This is a genomic window from Paenibacillus sp. G2S3 (assembly GCF_030123105.1).
Classification (GTDB): domain Bacteria; phylum Bacillota; class Bacilli; order Paenibacillales; family Paenibacillaceae; genus Paenibacillus_AQ.
The window spans coordinates 5593156-5611630 of sequence record NZ_CP126095.1; the positions used below are offsets into that span (position 1 = coordinate 5593156).

The 18475-nt window shown below is 46.2% G+C and carries 18 protein-coding genes; 5 read left to right on the plus strand and 13 right to left on the minus strand.

Annotated elements, in window-relative coordinates; all coding sequences use genetic code 11:
- Nucleotides 1-554 precede the first annotated feature (554 nt).
- From QNH28_RS24580 to pdxR, 4 genes are all read right to left on the minus strand, one after another.
- Nucleotides 555-1550 (minus strand): ABC transporter substrate-binding protein, encoded by a 996-nt coding sequence (locus QNH28_RS24580; RefSeq protein WP_283908939.1) that lies wholly within the window; start codon nt 1548-1550, stop codon nt 555-557.
- A 269-nt stretch (nt 1551-1819) separates the two neighbouring features.
- A complete protein-coding gene (gpmA, locus tag QNH28_RS24585) occupies nt 1820-2563 on the minus strand; it encodes a 2,3-diphosphoglycerate-dependent phosphoglycerate mutase (protein WP_283908940.1) in 744 nt (247 codons plus the stop codon).
- Between the two features lie 599 nt (nt 2564-3162).
- Nucleotides 3163-3948, minus strand: a complete 786-nt coding sequence (locus QNH28_RS24590) for a helix-turn-helix domain-containing protein (protein WP_283908941.1) — start codon at nt 3946-3948, stop codon at nt 3163-3165.
- Nucleotides 3949-4119: 171 nt separating this feature from the next.
- Entirely contained in the window at nt 4120-5625 is a 1506-nt protein-coding gene (gene pdxR / locus QNH28_RS24595) for a MocR-like pyridoxine biosynthesis transcription factor PdxR (RefSeq protein ID WP_283908942.1), read from the minus strand.
- Nucleotides 5626-5768: 143 nt separating this feature from the next.
- Between pdxR and QNH28_RS24600 the strand changes: the two genes are divergently transcribed.
- From QNH28_RS24600 to QNH28_RS24610, 3 genes are all read left to right on the plus strand, one after another.
- Nucleotides 5769-6386 carry a pyridoxamine 5'-phosphate oxidase family protein gene (locus QNH28_RS24600; protein WP_283908943.1) on the plus strand — a complete coding sequence of 206 codons (618 nt, stop codon included), beginning with the start codon at nt 5769-5771 and terminating at the stop codon, nt 6384-6386.
- Between the two features lie 180 nt (nt 6387-6566).
- A complete protein-coding gene (locus tag QNH28_RS24605) occupies nt 6567-7868 on the plus strand; it encodes an aminotransferase class I/II-fold pyridoxal phosphate-dependent enzyme (protein ID WP_283908944.1) in 1302 nt (433 codons plus the stop codon).
- A 149-nt stretch (nt 7869-8017) separates the two neighbouring features.
- A complete protein-coding gene (locus QNH28_RS24610; RefSeq protein ID WP_218641867.1) occupies nt 8018-8140 on the plus strand; it encodes a YjcZ family sporulation protein in 123 nt (40 codons plus the stop codon).
- Between the two features lie 139 nt (nt 8141-8279).
- Here the strand turns inward: QNH28_RS24610 and QNH28_RS24615 are convergent, their stop codons facing one another.
- The 5 genes from QNH28_RS24615 to QNH28_RS24635 all read right to left on the minus strand — a co-directional run bounded on the left by QNH28_RS24615 (nt 8280) and on the right by QNH28_RS24635 (nt 13096).
- Nucleotides 8280-9500 (minus strand): ABC transporter permease, encoded by a 1221-nt coding sequence (locus QNH28_RS24615; protein WP_283908945.1) that lies wholly within the window; start codon nt 9498-9500, stop codon nt 8280-8282.
- Nucleotide 9501: 1 nt separating this feature from the next.
- Nucleotides 9502-10248: an ABC transporter ATP-binding protein gene (locus tag QNH28_RS24620; RefSeq protein WP_283908946.1), complete on the minus strand. Its 747-nt coding sequence runs from the start codon at nt 10246-10248 to the stop codon at nt 9502-9504.
- The gene (locus tag QNH28_RS24625; protein WP_283908947.1) at nt 10245-11738 is read right to left on the minus strand and encodes a DEAD/DEAH box helicase; all 1494 of its coding nucleotides are present in this window, start codon (nt 11736-11738) and stop codon (nt 10245-10247) included. The genes QNH28_RS24620 and QNH28_RS24625 overlap by 4 nt, the downstream gene beginning before the upstream one ends.
- Nucleotides 11739-11835: 97 nt before the next feature.
- Complete coding sequence (locus tag QNH28_RS24630) at nt 11836-12612, minus strand: SDR family NAD(P)-dependent oxidoreductase (protein WP_283908948.1); 777 nt, start codon at nt 12610-12612, stop codon at nt 11836-11838.
- A 28-nt stretch (nt 12613-12640) separates the two neighbouring features.
- A complete protein-coding gene (locus QNH28_RS24635; RefSeq protein WP_042130872.1) occupies nt 12641-13096 on the minus strand; it encodes a chemotaxis protein CheX in 456 nt (151 codons plus the stop codon).
- A 253-nt stretch (nt 13097-13349) separates the two neighbouring features.
- Between QNH28_RS24635 and QNH28_RS24640 the strand changes: the two genes are divergently transcribed.
- Together QNH28_RS24640 and QNH28_RS24645 are read left to right on the plus strand one after the other, a co-directional pair.
- Nucleotides 13350-14252, plus strand: a complete 903-nt coding sequence (locus QNH28_RS24640) for a LysR family transcriptional regulator (protein WP_283908949.1) — start codon at nt 13350-13352, stop codon at nt 14250-14252.
- A 70-nt stretch (nt 14253-14322) separates the two neighbouring features.
- Nucleotides 14323-15132 carry a histidinol-phosphatase gene (locus QNH28_RS24645; RefSeq protein WP_283908950.1) on the plus strand — a complete coding sequence of 270 codons (810 nt, stop codon included), beginning with the start codon at nt 14323-14325 and terminating at the stop codon, nt 15130-15132.
- Between the two features lie 89 nt (nt 15133-15221).
- Here QNH28_RS24645 and QNH28_RS24650 read toward each other — a convergent pair whose 3' ends face one another.
- The 4 genes from QNH28_RS24650 to QNH28_RS24665 all read right to left on the minus strand — a co-directional run bounded on the left by QNH28_RS24650 (nt 15222) and on the right by QNH28_RS24665 (nt 18469).
- Nucleotides 15222-15962, minus strand: a complete 741-nt coding sequence (locus QNH28_RS24650; protein ID WP_283908951.1) for an NADPH-dependent oxidoreductase — start codon at nt 15960-15962, stop codon at nt 15222-15224.
- Nucleotides 15963-16137: 175 nt separating this feature from the next.
- Nucleotides 16138-16680: a GNAT family N-acetyltransferase gene (locus QNH28_RS24655; protein ID WP_283908952.1), complete on the minus strand. Its 543-nt coding sequence runs from the start codon at nt 16678-16680 to the stop codon at nt 16138-16140.
- A 33-nt stretch (nt 16681-16713) separates the two neighbouring features.
- Entirely contained in the window at nt 16714-17658 is a 945-nt protein-coding gene (locus tag QNH28_RS24660; protein ID WP_283908953.1) for a metallophosphoesterase, read from the minus strand.
- A gap of 19 nt (nt 17659-17677) precedes the next feature.
- A complete protein-coding gene (locus tag QNH28_RS24665) occupies nt 17678-18469 on the minus strand; it encodes a DUF3891 family protein (protein WP_283908954.1) in 792 nt (263 codons plus the stop codon).
- Between the last annotated feature and the right edge of the window lie 6 nt (nt 18470-18475).

The following is an 18475-nucleotide window of genomic DNA, read 5'->3' on the forward strand; positions in this document are numbered from 1 at the left end:
GCCAAAACGGGAGAACTGGTACTAGGCGTTATGATTGAGGTTATCAGAATGCAGCAGAATAATATTTTAAGTAAGCGATTACAATTTTTCCTCATACTTATCACCATTCCTTTCGATTAAGGCACAGCTTAGGATAATGGGTCATCGTAAAGAGCGAGATTTCAATTAAAAAACCGATGGGATGAATTTACTTTCAGGAAGGAGTTATTCTCTAAGAGCGCTAGCCGCTGTGGAGTAAGGCTTGTTCAAGTATCAAGTGTGTTACTGATTAAATCTAAACCGGTTTAGATTTTTTGCATAATTCCCCTAACTCATACCTACAAAATAAAGAGTGCGAAAATGTTCATTAATTCCTCCTTTACTTTTTAAACTTACATTGAATACTATCATCAGAAATATCATCCTAACATAGAAAATCCTCATAGATTTATTGAATATACTCATGTATCACAGAACTATATTAAAATAGCAGGGAGAATCAGCATCGCTCAATGCCAATTCTCCCTGCTATAAAAAAACCAAATGCAAGTTCGCGGACTTTCTTTCAAGTAGAATTATTTTGCAGATAAAAGACTCTCAGTAATGTAATTTAACTGCGCTTCAAGCGTAACGGGATCGCTATATGTATCAGCGGTTGGGTCCAGTTGGAATACGTTGCCTGCTTTTACGGCAGGAAGGTGCTTCCATAAGGGGTTGTCATAGACAATTTTCGGATCGCTCGTATCGCCAGCCCATGGGCATGTGAATACAATATCGCCAGCAAATTGAGGTAGCTTCTCAAGGGAGATTGTTGCCCAACCAGTGCCGCTGTCTATAGCTTCTTTCTGCGCTTCAGGAGGTGCTTTCAGACCAAATTCATTATAAATAATTTCTCCACCGCGCCCGTAGCTGTGACCGAATACGAATAGTCCACCGGAAAACGGATTTAGGATAGAAACGGTTTTGTCACCTACAGCTGCTAACACCTTAGGCTTCAATTCGTTGATTTTTTTGTTCCATTGTTCCACCCAAGCTTTAGCTTCGACTTCTTTCCCCGTTAATGTACCGAAATCAAGCATTTGATCTCTGATAGTTTTTGCACCGTATTGAATGGCTACTACTGGCGCTATTTCGGCCAGCTTGTCGAGTCCTTCCATTCCGGAGAATGCAACAATAAGATCAGGGTTCAGCTCTAAAATGTGTTCAAGAGATGGTTCATCCCCAAGGCCTTGAACGCCTTCCAGCATTCCTTCAAAGTAGGGACTGTTTAAGACACCATTCATAACACCAACCGGTTTGATACCTAACGCCAAGAAGTATCCAGTGTCGAAGGAGGTTAAATCGACAATCCGTTTCGGATGTCTGGGTACTTGAATATCTCCGTTACTTGCTTGATATGTAACCATGTCCACTTCGCTGGATGAGTCATTGCTATTTGATGAAGATACAGCACTCTCTGTCCCATCTACTGAGGAGGTGGTATGCTCAACTGCTTGTCCGCAAGCTGCGAGAAGTAACATAACAACCAAAATAAACACAAGGAACAGATAAGTTCTTGTTGATTTAAACAAAATAATTCCACTCCAATCGACATATTATATAATAATGATATTGATAATCATTATCAATTGAATTATATAGTATTATTCTAGTATTGGCAATGGATAATACGTTGACATCTACTGTATTACCTTTTGGACACCTATTATCTGAAGATTGAAAGTTATAAGGTAACAAAAACCCCCTTTCGCTTAAAAACACACTAACAATAAAAGGACAGCCCCCCGGCTGTCCCTTAATCTCTTCAAGTCATATCTACTCTTTACACCTGTTACGCTTATTACACATGACCCTGCTTAGCAACATCAAGCGCCTTGGCGGCAACCTGTTCCGGATCTCCTAAATAAAAGCGGCTAATTGGATTAATGTTCTCATCCAGTTTGTACACTAAGGGTACTCCTGTAGGAATATTGAGCTCCAGCAGTGCCGCCTCATCAATATCCTCCATAAATTTAATCAACGCTCGCAGCGTATTGCCATGGGCTGAAATGAGCACCCGTTCCTTTTTACGTACAAGGGGGACAATGCGGTTTCTCCAGAAATCACCCACACGATGAACAGTATCCTCCAGACTCTCACCACGCGGGATATCCTCCGGACGAACACTGCTGTAGCGAATATCGTTTCTGGCATACCGAGGATCATTAAGCTCCAGCAGTGGAGGCCGAACCGATAAACTCCGACGCCAGAGATGCAGCTGTTCTTCACCGTACTTTATGGCCGTTTCACTTTTGCTAAGTCCCTGAAGTGCGCCATAATGCCGTTCGTTCAGTTTCCAGGACTTTTGCACAGGAATCCACAGCAGATCCATTTCATCTAGAACATAATTGAGTGTTTTGATCGATCGTTTAAGTACCGAAGCAAAAGCCAAATCAAACGTATATCCTGCATCCTTCAACAGCTTGCCAGCAGCCTTGGCCTCTTGGATACCCTTCTCGGTTAAATCTGGGTCACTCCAGCCCGTAAATAAATTCTGCACATTGTACTGGCTTTCACCATGACGTATAAGCACGATTTCGTACATTTCCTCTCTCCTCCCACCTATAGCTCTGGAAATCTGTCACGTATAATTTCTGCGCTCCATTACTTGAATAATACTCTTTTTAGTAATAACCCATTCGCTAAAATAAATATCGACAGCTAGCCCATCATTGGACTTTTAAACGGTGATAATCTTTAGTATGGGCTTTTTTTCACCAATTGAATGTAAGATATGCAACAGAATGCAAAATTACCCTTACAGGAATTTATTCTATTGTATCAAAATAACGCGAAGGACGATAAACCCTTCAGTTTGCCAAGCATAAAGTATGGTGTGAAACTTATACTTTCTTATATTTCAAAAAAACCGGAAGCCTGTTGGCCCCGGTGATTTAAAGTCTTTGGTCATATCCAGCGATTATGTTTAGAACCAGCTATCTATGGCAAAAGCACTCGACTGTTTTAATCGTTTTAAACGGTTTCTAAAAATCCTTGCGCCTCCACTTTTACAATCTGTGTTGCAGATTCGGCGTCTGTTCATCATTCCATGCGTCTCCCCTTCCAAGAAGTTATGTAAATCCTCTGTAAACTAAACTGCAAAGTATTTACCCTTGGATGAAATAACTGAAACAAGGAATTAAATCAGCGGATCTCAGATGGACTTTTTCCGGTATACTGCTTAAACTGGCGGCTGAAAAAGAAAATGTCACGGTATCCAAGCGCATCCGCTACTTCAGTAACATTCATTCCCGCGTAAAGCAGCAAATGCTGAGCACGCTCAATCCTCGCTCGAATGACATAAGATTGAACGGAAGAGCCTGTAAGCTCCTTAAACTTAATTGAAAAATACCGCGGCGACAGCCCTGCACGTGCAGCAAGATCCTCTACGCGATGCGAAATCCCGGGATGCTGGCTTACATAGTTCGCTATTTCGTGAATTATCTCTGTTAAATGGTTGCTGGCATAACGTTCTACAGGCTTCACACGGTCCTCCCTAAGCAGATGAATCATTAGTTGCTTTAGAACAAGCTGCCCTTCTTCCTCAGCCGCGAACGTATCCACTAGGAATAGCCGGACGTAACGAGCAAGCAAATGCTCAAATTCAACCGTCTCTGCAAGTACGCGATAGGGCAGCGGAATATCCGTCACCTCTCCGGTGACATCAAAATGAATATATGTAAGAACAAGCGGCTTTTGCGGATTATGAGTAGCACTTGTATGGTCACCCGGACGGAACAAGAAGCAGCTTCCCTTGCCCACTTGGAAGGGTTCCCCGTTACGTATAACCGTTCCTTCCCCGCTCCATACATAGAATAAATCATAATTTTGCAGCGACTTCTCTCTTTTTTGCCATTTCCAGCTTGGTTCGCACACAATCTTCGCCAAGGCAGGTAATATAACAAAAGAGGACGGCGATGCGTGCAGCATAACGTTCCCTCCTAAAAGTTTTGTTAGCATAATCTACTTGAGTTACTTCGCAAAACTCTCTTCGTAAGCATCCGCTTAGTTTTGTTAGCATAATCTACTTGAATCACTTCACAAAACTTGCTTCGTAAGCGTTCGCTTCTTTTTAATTTCCATCCCCACCATCATACCTTGTCATGTTGCACTTTGTACATCTTCCCACGCCAAAAGCAGGCGCTTTATTCCTTCCTCCAGCTCCACAGCATTCAGATGTGCAAAAGCAAAACATGCGGCTGGCTCCCCTACCGAAACTTGATATAACGCCGCATCTCTGAAATCCGTGCCGCGCCTGCGCGCCGCCACCCGGAATGCTACGAACTCTTCTCTACTGCGCAGCCACCGTGCATAAACCTGTAGCCCCGCATCGCCAGGCAGCAGTTCAAACAGCTCATTAAGCTGTTCCGACAGCAGATTCCTGAGGATGCGGCCACGTTCGCCGTAAATTCGGGTCATCCGGCGCAGATGACGACTATAGCCGCCAGTATTCATGAACCGCGCCAACGCACGCTGTTCCAGCAGCCCTACTGGCAAGGGCTCATATAACGCCTTGGCGGCGATCGTCGGCTTCACCAGCGAGGGTGGAAGCACTGCAAAGCCAAGTCGAAGGCCAGAGAACATCGTGTTTGAGAAGGAGCCAATATACACGACCTGTTCTCCGCGATCTAGCGCTTTTAAAGGCTCAATTGGACGTCCTGACCACCGAAACTCACTGTCATAATCATCCTCAATGATCACTGCATCATGCCGTTGCGCCCATTCCAGCAAGATTCGCCTCCGTTCCAAAGGCAGCACTACACCTGTAGGAAATTGGCGACTCGGTGTAACAAACAACAGACGCGCATCCCAATCCTCGGGAATAAGACCGCTGTCATCTAGCTTTCCTGACAGCAATCGTCCCCCGTTGATCTCTACCGCTCGGCGAATCCCATGAAAGCCTGGGTCCTCGACAACTGCTGCGCCTCCTGCATCCAGCAGCAGCTGTGTCAAAATAACGATGCCTTGCATCGAACCGCTAAACAATACGATATGCTCTGCATCCGCACGAATTCCGCGGGTAATCCGCAGATGCGCAGCAATAGCTTTCCGAAGCCCTTCATCTCCTTGAGGTGGGCAAGTACTTTGAAGCAATCCGCCTTCCTTCCCTCCGGCATATGACAACGCACTACGCCATTCGGAATAAGGAAAATGCTCCATCCGCATACCACTGCTAAGAAAGCTTATAACATTGTTGCTACGCTGCTCATACAAGGGTGTCGGACGCGCAAGTAGTCGCCTTCCCCAAGTCGAGAGTGGGATCATTCTCTCAGATGCAAGGCCTCCCCCAGTAACATCTGCTACTTCACCCAAAACCACATTTTCACGCTTAGTATCTCCAGAAGCTGAAGAGAAGCTATCTTCTGATACGAATGTCCCCCGCCCTGTCACCGTCCTTACATAACCATCAGCAAGCAGCATTTCGTACACCTGCGAGACTGAACCGCGCGACATGTCATAGTGCATAGCCAAACTTCGTGTAGAGGGCAGCTGCATGCCACCCGGGAGAGTTCCCTCCAATATTGCAGCGCGGAGCGCGTGATATAGCGCTAGATATTTGTAGCGGTGTATCGCCAGATATTGATCATATGCCAGCGTGATATTCATTGTTTCCCTCCTTGGCCAGCAAGTGGTCCATTAAAAACTATCTTAATTGGTCCTTTTTAATTGTCAATCACTCTACTATTCTTGAAAGAACATCTACATCGGAGCAAAAGCTCTACACTAATAAGAATGAGGAAGTGATCCCTATGCGCAGAAAAGAATTTCAAGTAGATCAGGAGGAAGAATTGGTCTCTTTTCTAGACGGAATGAGCTTTGGTTTTCTCGGGACAAGCGATGAACAGGGGCTACCGCGGGTGACACCGCTGAATTTTGTATATACAGGTGGGTGTTTCTACTTCCACGGCAGTCATGCTGGCGGCAAAATGAAAGCGATCCGTAATCAGCAGAGGGTCTGCTTTAGTGTAGCGGATGAGTATGCACTGATTCCGTCTTATTTTAGCGATCCTGAGATGGCCTGCCCAGCCACCGCATATTTTAAAAGTGTTACCGCCTACGGCATAGCCGAGCCTGTAGATGACATTAGCGAAAAAGCCACCGTACTCTCCTTATTCATGAACAAGCTCCAGCCCGAAGGTGGTTATGATCCCATTGAAGCTGAGGACCCTAGGTACCGTCCCCGTCTGAAGGGCGTTGCGGTTGTACGTATTACCCCCGATGAGATTACTGCGAAGTTTAAGTTTGGGCAAAATTTGAAGGAAGAAGGACGTTCTGGAGTCATCTCCGGTCTGTCTGAGAGAAATCATCCACGTGATGAAGAAACCATTGAAATGATGAAGAAATTCTGTCCCTTCCACTCCGAATAATAGATACGGATAAACCTGTTTCTCGTACGAAAATCAGCATTACGTATTGTGTAAAACCTATACTTCTTTAAATTTTAAAAAAACGTATCTTTCCAAGTGACGGTTGCAAGCCGCGGTGATATAATGTTAGGCAATGTTAACAGTATGTTATCCCCAAAGAACCCTGGAAGGATGAAACTGATGAATCCACTAGCTGGACAATTAAACGAAAGTATCAAAGCAGGAAATGAACATGTATATGATATGCTCTCTACGCTTGGCAAAGAAATTTACTTCCCTAAAGAGGGCATCCTGAGCCAATCCGCTGAAGCAGGAGCTCATGCCAAGAAATACAACGCAACCATCGGTATTGCTACTGAAGGTGGTGTACCTATGCACCTCGGCGTCATTCAGGATAAACTTTCCGCTTACAGCCCTAAGGATCTGTATAGTTACGCTCCTCCAGCAGGTAAACCAGAGCTACGTACTGTATGGCGTGAAAAGATGCTGCGCGAAAATCCATCGCTAGAAGGTAAAACCATCAGCAATCCTGTTGTAACCAACGCCCTGACTCATGGGCTTAGCATTGTCGCTGACCTCTTCGCAGAGCCAGGTGACGCTATTATTTACCCAGATAAGAACTGGGAAAACTATGAACTCACCTTCGGAATTCGCCGCCATGGGGAGACCGTTAATTATCCGCTTTTCACAGAAGAAATGACCTTTAACAGTGCGGGTCTTGAAGATGCGCTGCTTGCTCAAAAAGAACGCGGAAAAGCGATCGTTCTGCTGAACTTCCCTAACAATCCTACAGGATATACTCCAGGGATTAAAGAAGGCGATGAAATCGTCGCAGCTATCCTTCGTGCGGCTGAGGAAGGTATTAACGTGGTTGTCGTAAGTGATGATGCCTACTTCGGACTGTTCTTTGAAGACTCACTAAAGGAATCCTTATTCGGTAAGCTTGCTCATCTGCACCCACGTGTGCTTCCAATCAAAATTGACGGTGCGACCAAAGAAGAATTCGTCTGGGGCTTCCGTGTTGGCTTCATCACTTATGCCTCTGAAGACAAGGATTTGCTGGCTGCATTGGAGCAAAAAACACTAGGCATTATTCGCGCTACTATTTCCAGCGGTGCACACCCATCACAGACCTTCGTACTGGATGCACTGAAATCTCCACAATTCGAAGAACAGAAGGAAGAGAAGTTCCAAATCATGAAGGGCCGTGCGAATAAAGTAAAAGCACTGCTCGATAGCGGCAAATACGGCGATGATGTATGGACGTATTATCCTTTTAACTCCGGCTACTTCATGTGTCTGAAGCTGCATACTGTTTCGGCTGAAGCTCTTCGACTTCACCTGATCCATAATTACGGACTGGGCACTATTGCTCTTGGTGAAACAGATCTGCGTATTGCTTTCTCTTGTATCGAAGAAGATCAGCTTGAAGATCTGTTCGATCTTGTATACGCGGGCGTTCGCGATTTGGAAAAAGCTTAACAAATCTTTCATATTCCCTACAATCAGCTCCGCTTCTGCGGGGCTGATTTTTTTTCTGGACTCCTCCGGCATTGGCCTATACATGCTTCTTACTCCGCACATACAATACGATGTACTCAAGTACAACACACACCGAAAGGGGAATGAACATGAGCGAAGAAGTAAGAGGCGGATTTAACGGTTGTTGTGGAGGCGGCGGATTCACAAGCACTGGCGCCATTCTGGTTCTCTTTATCCTGTTGGTTATCATCAGCCGTTCACTCTTTGTCTAACTAGAGATGACAGTCTCGGGAGAGAGCCTTGAGCTCTTTCCCTTTCTCGTGGTACACCACATTCCCCACACAAAAAAAGGCTCCCTCATCCGTAGAATGCTCTACTTTTGAGAAAGCCTTTTTTATTTTGAAATAGCTCCTACAAATCCTCGTCAGCCATCCGTGCCGCTTTGCGGGACAAGTATCCCTTAAATAGAAAGGATACCAGAACCCCTGCTACAAATGTACCCAGCACTGGCAATAGTCGGTCACCTATAGAGGCTAAGAAAGGCAACCCAAGAATCAGTGCCACTACCAGATGCGCGCGGAATACGAATTGTGTTGTGTTATCCGCCTTACTGCCTTCAGGAAAGGGATACACTGTCAGCCAAAAAGACTCACTGTGCAATTTGCGAAGTGTCGACAACTGCACGCCTATAATGAATAGGAAGAACAAATAAATCGCGGTGCCAAAATAACTGTCACGGTTCAACCAATTCAGCAGCAAGGCCAGCACCGAAATCCGCATGATGATTCCGAAGATATCTCCCCGGGCGAAGCTTTTAGTCAGCAAATAGCGGTAAGCCGTATCTTTACGCCAAGGTAGCCGAGCCCCCCATTTGGAAAGATAACGACGAGGATACACCCGCTGATCACGGCCCGGTACATCCACGAACCAGCCTAGAACCATCAGTGCGCGTCCACCTTGATTCTTTTCCATGGCGATTAGTCTTTCCCAAGGTACAGCGTGGCGTCCAGGTACGGACAGTGCAACAAGATAGGCTGCTGCTAATAGCGCCATAAATATCAGGCTTCTACCGGAAGGCTGCCACAACCAAGCGGCAATCATTAATCCTCCTACTGCCCAGCGTAAGAAAGTGAATATGCCCGCCATCGGACGCGACAGCATAGCTATCTCTTTCCATAAGCCGTAACTCGCGATTAGCTTCACAGCGATCAGAATCAATATTGTAAATAACAGCCGCTTAGGCGAGTCATCTGTACGTATGTACAACGGCCAAAGGGTAATGAGTACAAATAACAATCGAACAATCTTCCATACGTTCCCACTCACCCACGAAGGTGCGAAATATTCCTTCATTCGATGTCCTTGCGGCAATAGAAAGATCGTATCCGGAGTCTGCAAATAAGTGCGGAAGCTGCTATTTACTGCTGCAGGCAGCAGTATTGCAAGCATAATCCAGCGGATGGGAATGCCTTCAGGCACATTCTGTAACAACGATGTATACCAAGCAGAGAAGACAATCAACACAAAGAGGAAGACCATAGCTACGCCGCTTTGAATGATATATCCCACATAAGGAAGCATACTTCCCATGAATCGACCTCGCCGCGTGCGCCGCAGCTCTTTCAAATCCATATTATTTCCCTCCCTGAACCAGCTCGTAGAACAGCTGCTCCAAAGTCAGCCCCTGTAGTCCAGTGGTTGCCGCAATTTCTGCCAGCGTTCCCTGAGCAATCACCTTACCTTTATGCAGCACAATAAAACGGTCGCAATAATTCTCAATGGTAGAAAGAATATGAGAGCTAAGCAGAATAGAGGAGCCTGATTTTTTCAGATCCATCATGAAATCAAGCAGAGAGCGAATCCCGAGCGGATCCAGTCCTAAAAAGGGCTCGTCGATCACATATAACGCAGGGCGTGCCACGAAAGCGCACATGATCATGACCTTCTGCTTCATCCCTTTGGATAGATGAGTCGACAACGTGTCCATCTTATCTTCCATATGGAACAGCTTGGCTAGATGTAAGGTGCGAGTTTCGTAGTCACTTTGTTCTACCCCATACGCTCTTGCTGTAAATTCAACATGCTCACGTACTGTCATTTCATCATACAGAAGAGGCGATTCAGGGACAAAACTCAAAGCATTGTGATATCCGATCGGATCTTCAGCACGGGTCTTACCCTTTACTGTGATATCGCCCTTATGGGGCGACATCAATCCTAGAATATGCTTCATGGTTGTACTTTTTCCTGCTCCATTTAAACCAATCAATCCAACCATTTCGCCAGGCTGCACCTGAAGTCCAATATCATGCAGCACCGGCTTATTCAGGCTGTATCCACCACTGAGGCCCGTAATTTGCAATACGGGAGAATTATTCATTGACCGTCACCTCTCGGAGTTTTGTCTTTCAACCATTTTGGTGCTCCTTTATTCTTGCGGTTCTTCTCACGTTCCGCATTGCTGCTGCGTTTACTCCGTGCAGGAGTAGCACCTCCACGCGCGCCTGCGGAAGGATTCACACTGCGCTGAGAATCGCGCTGTGGTTCTCCACTTACCTCACTTGTCTGGATCGTAGCCAATCTTTTCGCAGGTTGCTGCCCTGTGCTGGCTGCAGACGGCTGAACCCCTGCATTCCCTGATGTTCTTGCCTGTGGTTTGCTGCTATGCGGAGAAGCTCCATCGCGACGTTGTCCACTGCTCTCGTTACGTCCCCGTCCAGTGTTGCGCGCTTCATCTGCTGCTAGCACCTTGCCACCGACCATTTCCCGCTCTTCAAGGGCAATATCCAGTTCACGCGCAAATTTACGCATGATAAAGGTCTGCTGCTCTGTCACAATCGTTACGGATAATCCGCGTTTTCCCATCCGACCCGTACGACCCGCGCGGTGTACATAATGCTCGGAATCAAAGGCAGGATCGAAACTGACTACCAGTGACAAATTCTCAATATCCAGTCCTCTGGCCGCCACATCACTGGCAACAAGCACACGGAATTTACCCTCGCGGAAACGTGACAATACATTACTGCGTGTTACTTTATCTGCATCACCGTAAAGTGCGGCTGCGGTTAGTCCAAGATGATTCAGCTTAGCCTCTACCTCTGCAATATCATCAGTAGCATTCACGAATACAATCGCCTTATCTGGATTGTAATGACGGATGACCCGACGCAGCATGTCTATTTTGTTGCGTTCTTCAGTAACAACGTAATGATGCTCTAAACTCTCTGCCGTCATTACACCAGGAGCAATTCCAACCTCTGCCGGGTTCTTCATTTCACGATTAGCCAAGGCTTTCGTCTCCGGTCCAATCGTTGCAGACAGCATAACGAGCTGGCGTGAACGCAGCGCGCTGCTAACGATTTTCGTTACCTCTCCGGCCCCGCTTAGCTGGAACATTTGGTCCGCTTCATCTAGAACAATCGTGCTGACTTCATGCATCTTCAACTTGCGAAGTCCAATCAGCTCCCGGATCCGGCCAGGGGTTCCCACAACAAGCTGTGGATGCTCACGTAGTTTGTCAATTTGGCGTTTGATGGCTGCCCCGCCAATAAGACCCATTACTCGAATCCCACGGTGTTCGCCATATCGTTCCGCCTCACGTAAGATTTGCATTGCCAGCTCCTGTGTAGGGGCGAGCACCAGCTTTTGGACCACCTTCTGCTCCGGGTTAATCGTTTGAAGCAGAGGCAACAGATAGGCCAAGGTCTTACCCGTTCCAGTCTGGGAAGCAGCAATAACATCTCTTCCCTCCAGCAGAAGTGGAATCGTCTGCTCTTGTACCGGGGATGGAGCGTTAATACCGAATTCCGACAATCGGGCAACTAGGTCTTCCTGAATGCCGATAGCCGCAAAAGAAGCTTTATTCATAAGTGTAATTCATCCTTTTCGCTTGAGATAATATCTTCATTATATGCCAAAAAGGCCTCTCCACCAAATGGAAGGCCAATAATGCTGACGGCAGGCTCTATTTTCTGTTCATCGCATTATAAGTAAGCTTGTCCGCCAGGCGAGGAAACAGACCATAAAGCCGAATACCAAACCCTGCCAGACCCGGAAGATCAATCTCTTCTTTGCCAGTTTCCATGACCTTTACGATCTTGGAAGAGACATGTTCTGGTGTCATCATCATCCGAGCAACGCTCTTTTCATAATTGCCGGAAGGGTCAGCCGTTTTGAAAAAATCAGTGGCAATAGGACCAGGGTTCACAGCCGAGACGATAATGCCACTCTTGCGCAGCTCCTGACGGAGTGCATTCGTGAATCCGAGAACAGCATGCTTGGTGGCCGTATAAGCTACCGATTTGGCTGTACCGATCTTCCCTGCCATAGAAGCCACATTTACGATCTGGCCACTTCCCCGCTCTAACATATGTGGAACAACAGCCTTCGTACAGCGAACAATTCCCATGTAGTTAACATCCATCATATCGTCAAATTCATGGGATTCCATCTCCGTAAAAGCAGCAAATTTACCATACCCTGCGTTATTCAGTAAAATATCGATTCTGCCGTGTGTCGCCAAAATCTGAGCAAAGGTCTCCTCAACAGCTGCCGCATCTCTTACATCACAAGTATACAGTCCAAAAACGCCCGAAATACCGGCCGCCGTTTCTTTCAGCTTGTCTTCAGAACGTGCTACTAGGATAGGAATCGCGCCCCGTTTACTAAGCATTTGTGCGGTTAATGCACCAATACCACTTGACGCTCCTGTAATTACAACAACCTTATCTTTGAGTACCATAAAAAGTATTTCAGCTCCTAACTCTTGCCTAAGAGATCATCACCTGAATATCCATCTCTCCAACCCCATCCATCAACAATGGAATACTAAGTGCTCTGCGAGGCAAAAAGGACATGCTCTCTAGCTTCATAATTTGGGGCGGGCTGATATCCACCGAAACTCCCTGATTATATAGAATCGTACTAGCATTCCCACTGATCATATTGCCCAGCTCTGAAATTGCACTCTGACCCATCTCATCCATCTCCGTAATCACATAGCCGCCCATCATAATCGATACCATTCGCAAGGCTACCTGCTCCGCGATACCAAATATAATATTTCCGCTCAGCTGGCCTGTCATTCCCACTTGAATCCATATATGATTATCGATCAGTTCAATTTCTTTAATGCCTAAATTCCCAGTGGAAGGCGAGACCTGAATTACTTGTTCTATAACTGTCCGTGCAGATTCTAAAAACGGATTAATTACTTCTGCTTTCATGAAAGTCCAGTCTCCTCCTTTATCGTGCTTTAGTCATATACCAAAAGTCCCAAGTAATATGGATTTATTATACTTTATATATCGGCACAATTCAGCAAAAATTAATGTGCATGTCGAATTCGAACCCAAGTTTGTTTATGCTGCAACATTGCTCTGTCGGGTATTATCTCCTATAATTTAAATCAAATGCCAACATGGAACGTAAGATTTTACCCCATCACTTTCATATTCGCTTGTCCAAAGGAGGTATTCCATGAACATCAGCCAGCTGGAGACACTAATAACGATCTCCAAAACGATGAGCTTTCGCAAGGCCGGAGAACTGCTTAACTTGACCCAACCAGCGGTTTCAGCACAAATCAAGAGCCTTGAAGAAGAGTTCAAAACACAGCTGGTTGACCGGAACCAGCCTGTTACGTTAACCGATCGAGGGACAGTATTTCTGGAGCATGCGGAACAAATTGTGACGATTGTCGAGGAGCTGAAACAAAGACTTGCGGATCTTGAAGACAATCCCCAAGGACATATTATTCTAGGCACAACTACCTCTATCGCCATTCAAATTTTACCGCGTATCTTGTCCTATTTTAAAGACCAGTTCCCTCATATCAAAACATCTATCTCCTCTATGTCCTCGTCTCAAATTTATCAACATGTCGAAAATGGCATTGTCGATGTCGGCATCGGCTATTTGATCGGACGTAGTCCGAGCATGACTACTTCCATTTTATATTATGATACGTTCGAGCTGGTAGTCTCACCTAGACACCCCTTGGCTCAAGTTAAGACCGCAGGTATAGAAGCCCTTAACAAAATCCCGCTAATTCTGCTCTCACCAGATACAGTGGGCCGTAAATTTGCCGATGAGGTTTTCTCTAAGCATGGCATTCAGCCACAGGTAATTATGGAACTGACCAGCAGCGAGGAAGTGAAACGGATGGTAGAGCTCGATTTAGGTGCAGCCATTATTTCCAAGCAGTCAGTGACCGCTGAGGTTAGAGCCGGTTCTCTCAAAATTGTGCCTATTATTGAATTGGAAGTCACGCATCCTGTAGGTGTCATAACGAAGTCTGGGAAATATGTGAACTCAGCCATGAGACAATTTCTTAGTGATCTTAAAGGTATGCCGGAGACACAATTTATTGGGTCTGAGTAAAATACATCCAAAAAGTGGAATCGATACTTCTATGCTTATTGCATAACCTTGTTTAAAGGAGTTGTTCTTGATGAAATTTGACCTGCATACACATCATTTCCGCTGTGGCCATGCCGATGGAACGATTAGAGATTATATTGAAGCTGGAATTTCAGCGGGCCTAGGGGTGATAGGCATCTCTGACCACACCCCTTATTTCGGAAGTCCCTCCGAGCAAGCTTTTCCTCAAATTGCTATGGGTAAATCCGAATTTTCAAATTATGTTGAAGAAGTCCTCTCCCTCAAAAAAGAATACGAAGGTGTGATCGACGTTCTGCTAGGTATTGAATCAGACTACTTCCCTGAGCATGCCGAGCTTTACCGCAAAACATTATCCGCCTACCCATTTGATTATGTAATTGGATCGGTACATAGTGTTGGTGGGGTCAGTATCTTTAACAAGGGGCGCTGGAAAGGACTTAGCAAGAATGAACAGATTCGTGTGAAGTCTGATTATTACCGATTGATTGCTGATTCCGCCCGCAGTGGCATGTTCCAAATTCTTGGACACATAGATGCGATGAAAGGGAACTACCCGGCCTTTTCGGATATTCCTGCGCCTAAGCCGATTGATGATTGTCTGAAAGTGATCAGTGAATGTGACGTGGCGATCGAAATTAATACCTCAGGCGGAACCAAGCTGGTTGGCGGCTGGTATCCATCGGAAGATATACTGGAGCGCGCACATCATTTTGGCGTTGAGGTTAGTTTTGGCTCGGATGCGCATAAGCCGTCCCGGGTCGCAGAAGATCGAGATGCGGTAGCCGCTCAACTCAAAGCGATAGGTTTTACACATTGGGTCTATTACAAGCAGCGCGAGAAAATTAAAGTTTCATTGTAACCAAGAACAAATGCACCAAGCGTTATTGGTTTAGTGGTGGGGATTCCCCCTCCGTTAAACCAATCTCAGCTTGGTGCATTTGCGTTTATTTATAGGTTATCGCAGGTAAACCCTTGCTGCTTCAGGGTGCGCTTCGCATCCCCATATTCCGGATTGATATCGTAAAAATGAGCAATCGTGCTCGTCCAATCTCTTTCCGTCAATCCCTGCTGTTGCAAATATTCACGGTGAGCTTGATTATACGTCTCTATGAAACCTTCCACATCCGGATTGTATTGTTCCTCATGAAACACTGCTTCCATCGGCAGGCGCGGCTTCTGTGCGGCCTCTTCGGCTGGATATCCGACACAGAGCCCGACAATAGGGAATACGTACTCCGGCAGCTTCAACAGATCAATAACGCCTGCTGTATTGCGCCGGACACCCCCAATAGGGATGATCCCGAGTCCCATGGATTCTGCCGCTGCAATTGCGTTAGCCACTGAGATACCGACATCTGTAGCGCCTACGAGCAGAGCATCTACATCTTTTACCGCTTCAAAAGACATTCCTTCAAGCTCACTAGCTAATTTTGCCCTATAGAAGTCCATGCAGAACACCAGAAAGACGGGCGCTGCTGCTACATGCTTCTGATTGCCGCACAAGACCGAAAGCTGCTGCTTACGCTCAGGATCCTTGATAGCTATAATGGAGACCTGCTGTCCATGAACCCATGAGGGCGCTGCTTGGGCGGATTCGATCATTATCTTTAGCTTCTCCGGCTCCACATGTAGATCAGAATACTGCCGGAAAGAACGGTGATTCATTAACGTCTGTATTACATCATTCAAGATGTTACGCCTCCTTCTCAATTCATTCGACTGTTTGTTAATCATAAACGATCGGATTAGGTCCTGACAAAAAAAATGGACCCGAATCATCGGGTCCCAAAGCAGTTATATTTTTAAAAGGGGGTCATGTACTTAGTTTAACCGGACACTGTTAGAGTTTCATAACGGCATTATTTCATTTGTGTAACAATGTGAATACTTTCATTACATCGTCCAAGGAGCCTACTCTGGGCATCACTCGCTCCAGCGTCATGCCGTTCTTAAGCATCACACGTTCGGATCTAATATTATCTCCGCGACAGCGCCCTTCGATCCGTGTGATTCCAAGCGTATGAACACTGTAATTTAAAAATAAGCCAACCGCCTCTGTCGCCAATCCGCCTCCCCAGTACGCCGGGTCTAGCATATATCCTAAAGTAGCCTTGCCCTCACGGCGGTTCCAATGCTGTAAAGCAACAATACCGATCAACTTCTGCTGCTCTTTCAAATAGATACCCGCATGTAGCGCGCAAGGATCGAATGCGAATAACATCCGGTTCACCAGCTTCTCCACCTGAGCAAGGTCTGATCCAGCGCCGGTGCGTATTTGAATATGAGCTTGCACTTCTGGATGGGAGAGCAGCTGCTGCAAATGACAAGCATCTTCGGGCGGGATTTGCCTAAGGTCAACCCCCACACCTTGTTGCGTCTGGAATGATACTACCTCATAAGTACTCACACTCTCCCCCCTCCATACAGCTAAAAATTCAGCCTATTCATCCGATGAATGGTGCAATGTTAGCACCGTTAATTCAGGTCTACAGAGAAAACGAAAAGGAATGACCGTTTCACCAAAGCCTCTATTCACATACACTGGCATACGCTTGGTATCTGTATAATACAATCCATTTATGTATTTTTGGGATCCATAAGGGGTGAATGGCGCACCTACAAACGGCAAACGAATTTGTCCCCCATGGCTGTGCCCGGATAGTTGTAGGTGAAATGAATGAGCCTGTGCTATATCAGCATAATCCGGTTCATGCATCATCAGAACGGTAAAGGTTCCTGCAGGCACGCCACTGAGGGCCTTCACAGGGTCAGGCTCTCCATGCAGCAGATCATCCAGTCCTGTCACAGCTATGACTGCTCCGCCTCTTTTTAGAAGATAAGATTCATTCCTTAGCACCCGGAAACCAGCAGAAGTAAGCAACTCTATAAGCCGTTTCGTATTCTTGAAATCATGGTTGCCTAACACCGCATATTTCCCTAGTGGAGCACTCAGCTCTGACAATACAGGTATGGCGTCTACAAGATCCTCAGGGTTGCTGTCTACGATGTCCCCTGTAAAGCATATAAGATCTGGTTCTGCCTTAGCTATACGCTCTGCAAGCCGAGCCAAATCACGGGCATCCTTATTAAACCCAAGGTGAGTATCACTGAAATGGACAACCTTCATGCCTGAAAAAGCAGAAGGAAGATCTTTGAAAGACAGCTTCAGCTTAGTAATCTCAATCCAGTTCGGCTCCCCTTGCCAAGCATAACCACTTGTAAGCAAGCCTGCGCCGATTACAGTAGCCGCACCTCGAACAAGGAATTGTCGGCGGGTCATTGTTGTCTTGCCCTTAGATCGACGTACAGAGCCGCTAGAGTGGGTGTCTTTACCCGAAAGGTTATTGTTCTTATTGGGAGAAGCCCCAGACGATTGTATCTTCATACGGAGTTTCTCCTTCCGTTCAGCTTTCGTTTCGAGCTGTCAGTACAATTCTACATTCTTCTTCAGGCGTATCCCTGTATGCGGGTGCGATGCCTCTCTTAGCAATTTCTGATTGTTGGACTCGTTTCAGCATAAAGGCTACTTCCAACGTCTTCTTAAATGGAAAAGGATCCAGTACTAACGTTGACTTATCTTTCCACTCCGCGGTTATCGTACGCCCTGACGTAAAACTGAAATCTTCACTGCCAGAGAACCCTTCACGCCACCATGGATGCTCCTCTGATTTCGGGCTACCCGGTTCATTTAAAGCCAAATATAGAGATAAGTCATCGCAGAATTCTAAAAGACGGGCATCATAATACAGCTCATCCTCACCAATTGGCTTGGATACTTCCAGCTCTCGGTGAATGCGGGATCTACGTTCCTCTTCATGCTCTTGATATAAAGTCAGTTCTGGATAATCCAGTCCCGAAATCTTAATGAGTCGTTCAAAATGCAAGCTGCACAGGAGCGCTCCATAGGGTGTCCGCGCCTCGATCTCATCAAGTCCTCGCTTATAGAAGGTCAGCTTCGGCACTACAGGAAAATCAATAAAGCTGTATGGCGCGTGTTCCGCATCGTTCCAAAAGGGTGTCTCATCCAGATCAATCCAGCCCCGGTCATGTTCAGCTACCGCCCAGAGCACCTCATCCCGGCGTCCTTCCTCTGGCACATGCTCTTCCTTGAACCAAATGGCAAGCTCTCCAGCTAACTTCCCGTGATCATGCTGTTTAACCATTACAATTGCTCCATCATGCTCCCGACAAATCACGATTAT